Origin of the sequence: Nocardioides marmoriginsengisoli (assembly GCF_003725695.1) — a bacterium.
GTDB lineage: Bacteria > Actinomycetota > Actinomycetes > Propionibacteriales > Nocardioidaceae > Marmoricola > Marmoricola marmoriginsengisoli.
In genome coordinates, this window is the sequence record NZ_RJSE01000007.1 from 748,105 (window position 1) to 758,834 (window position 10,730).

7 protein-coding genes are annotated in these 10,730 nt (G+C 69.8%); all 7 read left to right on the top strand.

What is annotated here, in order from left to right; translation table 11 throughout:
• Positions 1-57: 57 nt before the first annotated feature.
• Positions 58-1,497 (top strand): amidase, encoded by a 1,440-nt coding sequence (locus EFK50_RS12120; RefSeq protein ID WP_123227804.1) that lies wholly within the window; start codon positions 58-60, stop codon positions 1,495-1,497.
• A 36-nt stretch (positions 1,498-1,533) separates the two neighbouring features.
• Positions 1,534-2,769: an alpha/beta hydrolase family protein gene (locus EFK50_RS12125; protein WP_221177366.1), complete on the top strand. Its 1,236-nt coding sequence runs from the start codon at positions 1,534-1,536 to the stop codon at positions 2,767-2,769.
• 68 nt (positions 2,770-2,837) lie between these two features.
• The gene (locus EFK50_RS12130) at positions 2,838-4,307 is read left to right on the top strand and encodes an ABC transporter substrate-binding protein (RefSeq protein WP_183407793.1); all 1,470 of its coding nucleotides are present in this window, start codon (positions 2,838-2,840) and stop codon (positions 4,305-4,307) included.
• A gap of 45 nt (positions 4,308-4,352) precedes the next feature.
• Entirely contained in the window at positions 4,353-6,581 is a 2,229-nt protein-coding gene (locus tag EFK50_RS12135; protein WP_123227807.1) for an ATP-binding protein, read from the top strand.
• Between the two features lies 1 nt (position 6,582).
• Entirely contained in the window at positions 6,583-9,435 is a 2,853-nt protein-coding gene (locus tag EFK50_RS12140) for an ABC transporter permease subunit (protein WP_183407794.1), read from the top strand.
• A 26-nt stretch (positions 9,436-9,461) separates the two neighbouring features.
• A complete protein-coding gene (locus EFK50_RS12145; RefSeq protein WP_123227809.1) occupies positions 9,462-10,214 on the top strand; it encodes an SDR family NAD(P)-dependent oxidoreductase in 753 nt (250 codons plus the stop codon).
• A gap of 1 nt (position 10,215) precedes the next feature.
• The coding region (locus EFK50_RS12150) for a beta/alpha barrel domain-containing protein (protein ID WP_484213816.1) at positions 10,216-10,730 on the top strand (515 nt) is incomplete at its 3' end.

Consider the following 10,730-nt stretch of genomic DNA (forward strand, 5'->3'; position numbering starts at 1 on the left):
CCATAATGACTGTCAGCTACGAGTCGGCGTACCGCGTGGTCGCCGGGAGGAGTCGGAATGAGTGAGTTCGAGAATCTGGACGGCCTCGGGATGGCAGAGCTGGTGAAGACCGGGCAGGTGACGCCGGCAGCTCTACTCGAGGACGCGATCGAACGGATCACGAAGGCCAACCCGGCCGTGAACGCCGTGATCACCACCCTGTACGACGAGGCCCGTGCGGAGGTGGCCGGGCCGATCGCCGACGGCCCCTTCCAGGGAGTGCCGTTCCTGCTCAAGGACGGCGGCGCGGTGGGGGTCGCCGGCACCCGGCTCACCTCGGGCAGCCGCTACCTGATGGACAACATCTCGAAGGAGGACGGCGAGCTCTACCTCCGCTATAAGGCCGCCGGCCTCGTCGCCTGCGGCAAGACGAACATGCCGGAGTTCGGGCTCCAGCCGACCACCGAGCCGGAGGCGTTCGGTCCGACCCGCAACCCGTGGAACCTCGACCTCACCGCCGGTGGGTCTAGCGGCGGTGCGGCGGCGGCGGTCGCCACCCGGATGGTGCCGATCGCGCACGCGTCCGACAGCGGCGGATCGATCCGGATCCCTGCCTCCTGCTGCGGCGTCTTCGGCATGAAGCCGACCCGGCTTCGGATCACGTCCTCGCGTCGCCACCTCGGCGTCTCGGCCCGGATGTCGTTCCTCAGCGAGAACGCGATCAGCCTCACCGTGCGCGACTCGGCGGCGCTCCTCGACGCGTCCGCCGGTCCCGGCTTCGCCGACCCGTTCCAGGCCCCGCGACCCGAGCGTCCCTACCTCTCCGAGGTCGGCGCCGACCCGGGCCGGCTCCGGATCGTCGTCAGCAACGAGTCGCCGACGGGTGTGCCCCTCGACGGGCACGCGGTCGCCGCCGTCGAGGACGCCGCCCGGCTCTGCGAGAGCCTCGGCCACCACGTGGAGTACGGCGTCCCGAAGCTTGATCTCGGCGGCATCGCCGGTCCGTTCGGGGTGGTGACCGCCCACGGCCTCGCCTGGGACATCGCCCGCCTGGAGCAGCTCACCGGCAAGGTGGCGCTCGAGGAGCACTTCGAGCCGGCCACCTGGGACCTGATCATGCGCGGCCGCACCAGTACCGCCACCGTGGCCGAGTACGCGGACGGGCTCGCGGCGCTGCAGGCCCTCTCCGAGGACGTCCAGCGGTTCCAGCAGCCCTACGACATCTGGCTGACGCCGACCGCGGGGAGCGCGCCGCCGGCGCTGGGCTCGTTCAGCGCCACCGCGGAGGACCCCACCCGGGGCATGCGCGCGGCGGCGTCGTACCTGCCCTTCACGACGCTGATCAACGTGACCGGGCAGCCGGCCATGTCGGTGCCGCTCTACTGGACCGCCGACGACATCCCGGTAGGCGCGCACTTCGTCGCCCCGTACGGCGACGAGGGCATGTTGTTCCGGCTCGCCGCGCAGCTCGAGGCCGCCCGTCCCTGGGCCGGCCGCAAACCCCTGACCGCAGCCTGAGGCTGAAGCAGTTCCGACCCACCCACAGGAGAGATCGTGACAGACAGCATCACCTGGCCGAATCCGTCTTTTCCCGGACCGACCTGGACCTCACACCAGTTCATCGACGACGTGGTCATGGACGACCAGCTCAAGCACCACATCAGCATGATGTTCTACGGCATGTCCGACCTCGGCGAGTGCCTCGAGGTCGCCCGCACGATCCGGCTGCACGACGAGGAGAGCTGGGTCTCCTCGTGGAGCGCGATGGCCCGGACGCTGCAGGGCCGCGCCGAGGACTCCGAGCGGAACGGGCACCGGATCTCGGCAGGTGACCAGTACCTGCGCGCCTCGACCTACTGGCGGGCCTCGCTGATGCACTTCACCGAGCCGGAGGACCCGCGCACCCGGGAGTACGCGCTGACCAGCTACGCCTGCTACGACAAGTACCTGGAGCTGTCCGGCTACCCCGGCGAGCGGCTGGAGATCCCCTACGAGGACAGCTTCCTGCCGGCGTACCTGTACCGGAGCCCGCACGCGACCGGACCGGCACCACTGATCATCTTCCACCAGGGGCGCGACGCCTGGCCCGAGGACACCCGCTGGGTCTACGACAACGCGATCCGGCGCGGCTACCACTGCCTGGCCGTCCAAGGGCCGGGGCAGGGAATGGCGCTCCGGGTGAACAACCTGCCGTTCCGCTACGACTGGGAGAACGTGATCACCCCGGTCGTCGATTTCGCGCTTGAGCTGGACGGCATCGACCCCGAGCGGCTCGCGCTGATGGGGCTCAGCTTCGGCGGCTACCTGGCTCCCCGGGCCGCCGTCTTCGAGAAGCGGATCAAGCTGCTGATCGCCGATCCCGGCGTCCTCGACTGGGGCGGCTCGATCCGGCAGAACCTGGGTGCCGAGCTCTCCGCGGCGTTCGACCAGGGACCGGAGGCCTACAACGCGGCCTCGGCACGCGCCCAGGAGGTGAGCCCGCTGCACGCCTGGGGGATCCGGGACTTCCTCTGGAAGCACGGCGTGGACAACCCGTACGACCTCACCGTCGAGCTCGACAAGTGCGACCTCACCGGCATCGCGGACCAGATCGAGTGCCCCACGCTGATCATGGACGGCGTCACCGAGCTCTTCTCCGTCGGCGAGGGCCAGAAGCTCTTCGAGGCGCTGACCTGCGAGAAGGAGTACCTCGTCCTCGACGAGAGCACCACCGCGCAGCTGCACTGCCAGAACGGTGCCAACGCCACCGCGGCCGAGTCCCTCTACGCCTGGATCGACGGCCGGCTCTAGCCGTCCCGGAACACCGCCACACCCACCCACGAGAACAGGAACAGCAGATGAGGAATGTCAGCACGCGCATGGCAGCGGTCGCAGGACTCTGCTGTCTTCTCCTGGCCACGGCCTGTACGACGGACGGTTCCGGGACCTCCGACTCCAAGCCTGACGGAGGAGACAGCGGACCCGGCATCGCCGAGTCCTTCGACAGCCGGTTCACCGGCAACGAGGAGTTCTGCCGCCCGGCGGCGGATGCGCCCGACGAGGCACCGAAGGCCACCGCCCCGGGCATCACCGCCGACGAGGTGGTGATCGCGAACATCCGGCTCAAGATCGAGGACCTGGAGAAGGTCGGGTTCGCCTTCGACAACGGCGACCAGGCCGACCAGGCCCAGGTGTTCGTCGACTACATCAACGACAAGTGCGGCGGCATCAACGGCCGCAAGCTCAAGCTGGAGACGATCGCCCAACCGGTGCCCGGCTTCGGCGGTGACCCGGAGGTCGAGGCGCAGCAGACCTGCACCAAGGTCGCCGACGAGCTGCACGCGGTCGTCGCGTTCTCCTACAGCGGCGTCGGCAATCCCCTCGCCAGCTGCCTGAGCGGGCCGAAGAAGACCGGCTTCGTGACGACGTACGACCTCGGCAAGCGCGACTTCGCCCAGGCCGACGGCCGGCTGTTCTCGGTGAACCACTCGCCGGAGAACATCCTCAAGTACGCGGCGCTGGAGATGGTCGACGAGCTGAAGGGCAAGAAGGTCGGCGTCGTCTACGGCGACCAGGACCCGAACGGCCAGGTGGTCCAGGAGGGTCTGGTCGCCACGCTGGAGGACGAGGGCGTGGACGTGGCCCGGGTCGACGCGCTCGGCTGCGCGGACGGCAAGTGCACCGAGGGCCTGATCCCCTCGGTACAGGGCATGCGCTCCGACAAGGTCGACGTGGTCTTCCCGCTGCTGGACACGATCAACCTGCCGACCTACCTTCGCGAGATGGTCACCCAGGGCTTCAAGCCGGGCGATGTGCAGTTCGTGAACTCCAGCTTCATGGCCCAGGACAGCGAGCTGGTCACCGGCAAGATGGTCGAGTTCGGCGGCAAGGAGGCCGGTGAGCTGTACGACGGCGCCACCATCTGGTCCGGCAGCCGGGCCGGCGAGCACCGGATCGACGGGTTCGAGCCGGACCCGTTCGTCGCCATGTGCAACGAGACCTACGCCGCGAACAGCACCAAGGTGACCAAGCCCTACGACCAGTACGAGGACGAGGACAACCGCCGCGCCAGCAGCGTCGCTTCGCACTGCGCCGGGGTGCGGATGCTCGCCCGGGCGATCGAGGCAGCCGGTGCCAACCCGACCCGCGAGGACATCTACGAGGTGCTCGGGAACTTCGGGAAGTTCGACCACGGCGAGGGGCTGCCGGCCAGCTTCCGTCCCGGCAAGCCGACCGGACCGGACGCGGTCGTGCGGGAGAAGTTCTCCTTCCCGTGCAAGCTGAAGGTGAGCAACGCGGTCGGCCACTGCATCGAGCCGGTCAGCGACTTCCTGCCGCTGCCCGACTGATCCCCTGACGAGCTTCTCGACCACGACGAAGGAACGCACCTGCTCATGGACAACGAGACCCTGGCACCTCCGGAACCGCCCTCCGCGGCATCGTCGCTGACCGCGACCGTGCTCGCCGAGGAGGCCGACCGGAAGGCCGCCGCGGCCGACCGGAGTGCACCGGTGCTGATGCCGGACGACCTGCTCCCCGGAGTCGGTGCCAGCAGTCTCGGTCTGCGAGCGACGTTGCGTCGCGGTGGCTGGGTGACGATCACCCTCGCCGTCCTCCTCGTCGTGGTCGAGCAGCTCAGCCGGGAGGCGACCAACGTCCTCGGCCCGGACATCCAGAGCTGGTTCGGCATCAGCGACACCAAGCTGATCGGACTGGCATCGTTCGGCGGTCTCGCCCTCATCATGGGCGCGATCCCGATCGCGGCGCTCGCGGACCGGCTGCCGCGCAACCGGATCGTCGCCGTCTCCGGCATCTTCGGCGCGCTGTCGCTGATCGGTGCCGGCCTGGCCCAGAACACCTTCCACCTGTTCCTGGCCTTCACCCTGCTGGGGGCGGCGACGGCGTACTCGAACCCGGTCTTCGGCTCGCTGATCGCGGATGCCTACCCGATCGAGGGTCGCGGCCGGATGTTCTCCCTGCATGCGACCGCGACCCCGCTCGGGCTGGCGCTGGGCCCGTTCGTGGCCGGCACTATCGCGAACCTCGCCGGCGGGCCGGAGGGCTGGCGCTGGGGCTACCTGGCCCTGGCCGCTCCACTGGCCGTGCTGGCGCTCGCCGCCGCGTTCTTCCTGCCGGAACCGCCGCGCGGGCAGTTCGAGCAGACCGCGGTCCTGGGCGGGGTGATGGAGCAGAAGGTGCGCCCGGAGCTGCCGGTGACGATCTCGATCGCCTACCAGCGGCTGCGCAAGGTGAAGACGTTCTACTTCATGTGCATGGGCATCGGGGCGCTCGGGCTGGCGCTGATCACGGTGCCGCTGCAGCTCTCCTTGCTGCTCGAGGACGAGTACGGCTACGGGCCATTCACCCGCGGCTGGATCCTCTCGCTGGCGCAGATCCCGACGATCGTGGCGATGTTCGTCGCCGGCGCCGCCTTCGACCGGATCTACCGGGTCACGCCGGAGCGGACCGTCCGGCTGGCCGGGTCGATGATCATCGCGTTCGGCGTCATCCTGGTCATCGGCCTGCAGTTCCACCCGATCGTGCTGCTGATCGGCTTCTACGGTCTTGCCTGCGCCTGCACCGGGGGAGCGCTGGTGGTGATCAACCCACTGGTCGCCTCGGTGGCGCCGTACCGGTTGCGCGGTCAGGCGTTCGCGATCGTGCCGGTCTTCACCTTCCTGATGGGAGGCTTCATCGGCGCCCTCGGCGCCGGCGCCGTCTCCGACGCGTACGGCGAGCGGGTCGCCCTGACCGTCATCGTGCCGATCTCCGCGATCGCCGGCGGGCTGCTCTTCCGCTACGGCGCCCGGTTCCTCAAGGCGGACATCTCGCGTGCCGTCGAGGAGATGCTCGAGGAGCGGGCCGAGACGGAGCGGATGCGCGCCAACCCCGACGACATCCCCGCGCTGCAGGTGCGCAACCTCGACTTCAGCTACGGCCCGGTCCAGATCCTCTTCGACGTCAACCTGGACGTCCGGCGCGGCGAGGTGCTCGCCCTGCTCGGTACCAACGGTGCCGGCAAGTCCACGCTGCTCCGGGTGATCAGCGGACTCGGCATCCCCGACCGCGGCGTGGTCCGGCTGCACGGACAGTCGCTGACCTACTCCGAGGCGGAGGTGCGCTTCAAGGCCGGGGTGGTCCAGCTGCGCGGCGGCGCCGGCTGCTTCGGCCAGCTCACCGTCGCGGAGAACCTGCGCGCCGCGATGCTCTCCGCCGGGCTCACCCCGGCCGAGCGGGAGCGTCGTACCGAACGCGCCTACGAGCGCTTCCCGGCTCTCCGGGAGGCCGAGCGCACCTTGGCCGGCGACCTCTCCGGCGGTCAGCAGCAGATGCTCGCTCTGGCGATGACGCTGCTGCACGACCCGGAGCTGCTGATCATCGACGAGCTCTCGCTGGGGCTGGCCCCGGTGGTGGTCCAGGAGCTGCTCGAGGTGCTCAACGGCCTGCGTGCCGAGGGGATGACGATGATCATCGTGGAGCAGTCGCTCAACCTCGCGCTCGCCTTCGCCGACCGGGCCGTCTTCATGGAGAAGGGCCGGATCATGTTCGAGGGCCCGGCCGACGAGCTGGCCGAGCGCGACGACCTGGTCCGTGCCGTGTTCCTCGGAAACGATCGGAGCTGACGTGAATCCGCTCTTCGTCACCGTCACCCAGCAGACCGTCGTCAACGGCGTGGTCCTCGGGCTGGTGTACGCGATCCTGGCCGCCGGGTTCGTGCTGATCTACCGCTCCACCGGCGTCCTCAACTTCGCCCAGGGCGAGATCGGTGCCTTCGGGGTGGCCATCTTCACCCTGCTCGCGGCCGGCTTCGGGGTGCCCTACTGGCCCGCGTTCGTGCTCGCCGTGGCGTCCGCCTGCCTGGTCGGACTGGTGATCGAGACCACCGTGGTCAGACGGCTGTCGTCGGCATCCAAGCTGGTGCTGCTGATCGGCACCATCGGAGTCGCGCAGCTGCTGGTGGTGGCCCGGGTCTCGCTGCCCGAGCGCGGTGCGAGCAAGGCGTTCCCGATGCCGTTCGACCTGCGCTGGCAGTTCGGCGACGTCCAGATCGTCGGCCGCGACGTGCTGATCCTGATCGTCGCGCCGCTGACCATCCTGGCGCTGGCTCTGTTCCTGACCCGCACCCGCTGGGGCCTGATGGTCCGGGCCAGCGCCGGCAACCCGGACACCGCCCGGGTCTTCGGGATCAGCGTCAAGCGGACCTCCACCATCGTCTGGATGATCGCCGCGGGTTTCGCCGCGGTGACCGCGATCCTGATCGCCCCGATCCAGGGCATCACCCCGGGCAGCATCGTCGGTTCGGGTGCGGCCGCGCTCGGGCCCGGCCTGATGGTGCGCGCGCTGGTGGTCGCCCTGATCGCCCGGCTGAGCTCGCTGCCGATGACCCTGGTCGGCGGGCTGCTGGTCGGCGTCGCGGAGTCGATCGCCCGGGCCAGCGTGGACTCCCGCAACGGCGCCATCGTGGACGTCTGGTTGCTGCTCGCCGCGATCGTGCTGGTGCTCTTCTGGGTCCGGGGCCGCGGCGGCGACAACTCCTTCGCGCTGGCCGTGAAGCTGCAGAGCGTCCCGGAGCGGCTCCGCCGGGTCTGGTACGTCCGGCACGCCAACCTGTTCGGCTTCGCGCTGCTCTTCGCGCTGCTGGCGGTGGTCCCGTTCGTGTTCAGCTCGCCGGGCGACACGGTCGCCTGGACCGACGTCCTGGTGTTCGCGATGATGGCGCTGCCGTTGTCGATGCTGACCGGCTGGGCAGGTCAGTTCACCCTGGGTCAGTTCGCCTTCGTCGGGCTCGGCGCCGGGGTGATGGTGATGACCACGCACGGCACCTCGTTCCCGTTCCTGCCGAACTTCGGACTGGCACTGCCCTGGTGGCAGGCGGCCGCGTTCGCGACCGCGATCGGCGGCGTGGCGGCGCTGCTGATCGGTGTCTCGGCGCTCCGGGTGAAGGGGCTCTTCCTGGCGGTGATCACGCTGGCGTTCGCGGTCGCGTCGTCCACCTGGATCTTCCGGCAGGCGTGGTTCACCGGCTCCGAGTTCGAGAACAAGACGCCGTACATGGAGGGACCCCGGCTCGGCGGCATCGACCTGGCGTCGGGGCGGGCGTTCTACTTCCTCTGCCTGGCGACCCTCGCGGTGCTGGTCGGCATCCTGATCCGGATCCGGCGCAGCGGGATCGGCCGCTCGATGATCGCCGTCAGCGACAACGAGGAGATGGCCGCGGCCGCGACCGTCTCACCGACCCGGATGAAGCTGATGGCGTTCGGCATCGCCGGAGCAATGGCCTCGTTGGCCGGCTGCTTCTTCGTGACCCTGCGGGTGCAGATCACCCCGTCGTCCACCTTCGACCCGGACGGCTCGGTGCTGCTCGTCTCCACCGCGATCATCGGCGGCATCGGCTCGGTGGCCGGCCCGATCGTCGGTGCGCTGTTCACCCGCGGTCTCCCCGCGCTCTTCGGGGACGTCCAGGAGGTCCAGCTGCTCACCAGCGGTATCGGTCTCCTGGTGCTGCTGATGTACTTCCCGGGCGGGCTGATGCAGATCGTGCACGGCATCCGCAGCCTCGTGCTCGGGGCGGCTGAACGTCGCCTCGACCGGGAGGACGCGGAGGAGGTCGTGGCGGCGCCGGTCCAGGTGGTCGAGCACCAGCGGATCGCCGCGCCGGCGCCGGACGAACCCTGGCTGGCGGTCCGCGACCTCAGCGTCCGGTTCGGCGGCAACCAGGCGGTCGACCGGGTCAGCCTGGAGGTGTGGCCCGGGGAGCTGGTCGGGCTGATCGGCACCAACGGGGCCGGCAAGTCCACCCTGATGAACGCGATCAGCGGCTTCGTGCCGTCCACCGGCGGTGTCCAGGTGCTCGGCCAGGACGTGAGCCGGCTGGCTCCGCACCGCCGTCACCGGGTCGGGCTGGGCCGCGGGTTCCAGGCCGCCCGGCTCTACCCGAACCTGTCGGTGCGGGAGACCGTGCTGGTCGCCCTGGAGGCGCGCGAGCGCACGGACCTGCTCACCGCGGTCACCGGGCTGCCCCCGGCGCCGGGGCGGGAGCGCCGCAAGCGGACGGCCGCGGACGACCTGATCGGCTTCCTCGGCCTCGGCCGGTACGCCGACGAGCTCACCTGCAACCTGTCCACGGGGACCCGGCGGATCGTCGAGCTGGCCTGCCTGCTGGCCGCGGACGCGAAGGTGCTGATGCTCGACGAGCCGACCGGCGGTGTCGCGCAGAAGGAGACCGAGGCGTTCGGCCCGTTGCTGCGCCGGATCCAGCAGGAGCTCGGTGCCGCGATGGTGGTGATCGAGCACGACATGCCGCTGGTGATGAGCATCTCCGATCGGATCTACTGCCTGGAGGCGGGCAAGGTGATCGCGTGCGGCGACCCGGAGACGATCCGGAACACCCCGGCCGTGATCGCGTCGTACCTGGGCACCGACGAGCGCGCGATCCAGCGTTCCGACACCGGCGTCACCGCCGCGATGACCACCTGACAGCGACAGCGAGGAGTAGGAAACCCATGGCACAGTCCCAGCAGCTCGACGGCAAGGTCGCGATCGTGACCGGCGCCAGCTCCGGCATCGGCGCGGAGATCGCCCGGGCGTTCGGCGCCGCCGGCGCAGCGGTCGTCCTGGTCGGCCGGTCCGAGGAGCGGCTTGCCGAGACCCGGGCGGCCGTCGAGGCCGAAGGTGCTCGCGCGGTGACGGTCGCCGCGGACATCTGCGCCGCGGAGGCGCCCGACCAGATCGTGGCGCAGGCGCTGGAGGCGTTCGGCCGGATCGATGTCGTGGTCCACGCCGCCGGGGTCTACCGCCCGGGCGCGCTGGGCCAGATCACCGATGCCGACTTCGACGCGCACTGGGAGACCAACACCCGGGCACCGTTCCGGCTGACCCGCGCGGTCAGGCCGCACCTGGGGGAGGGCGCCGCCGTGATCTTCCTGTCGTCAGCCTCCGGGCACGTGGGCTCGGCGGGCGACATCGCCTACTGCGCGTCCAAGGGCGGTGTCGAGCTGATGGTGAAGGCGTTCGCCGCCGAGCTCGCCCCGGAGGGCGTCCGGGTGAACGCGGTAGCCCCCGGCACCGTGCACAGTCCGATGAACGCGCACCTGCTCACCCCGGAGATCACCGAGGAGTGGCTCGCCTTCACCCCGGCCGGCCGGTTCGGCGAGGTCGGCGACATCAGCCCGGCCGTGGTCTTCCTGGCCTCCGACGCTGCCGCCTACATCCACGGCGTCAGCCTGGTGATCGACGGTGGTCTCGTTGCCCAGTGAGATGCCCAGTGAGGTGCCCGGTGACGTGACCGCGACCGGTTCCTCGCGGGTGAAGCGTGGGATGGCGGAGATGTTGAAGGGGGGCGTGATCATGGATGTCGTCAACGCTGAGCAGGCGAGGATCGCTGAGGATGCTGGTGCGGTCGCGGTGATGGCGTTGGAGCGGGTTCCTGCTGATATTCGTGCCCAGGGCGGGGTGTCGCGGATGAGTGATCCGGACATGATTGATGGGATCGTGGGGGCGGTCTCGATTCCGGTGATGGCCAAGGCCCGGATCGGGCACTTCGCCGAGGCGCAGGTCTTGCAGTCGTTGGGTGTGGATTACATCGATGAGTCCGAGGTGTTGACCCCGGCTGATTATGCGAATCACATCGACAAGTGGGCCTTCACGGTTCCGTTCGTGTGTGGGGCGACGAATCTGGGTGAGGCGTTGCGGCGGATCACCGAGGGTGCGGCGATGATCCGCTCGAAGGGTGAGGCCGGGACTGGGGATGTGTCGAACGCGGTGACGCACAT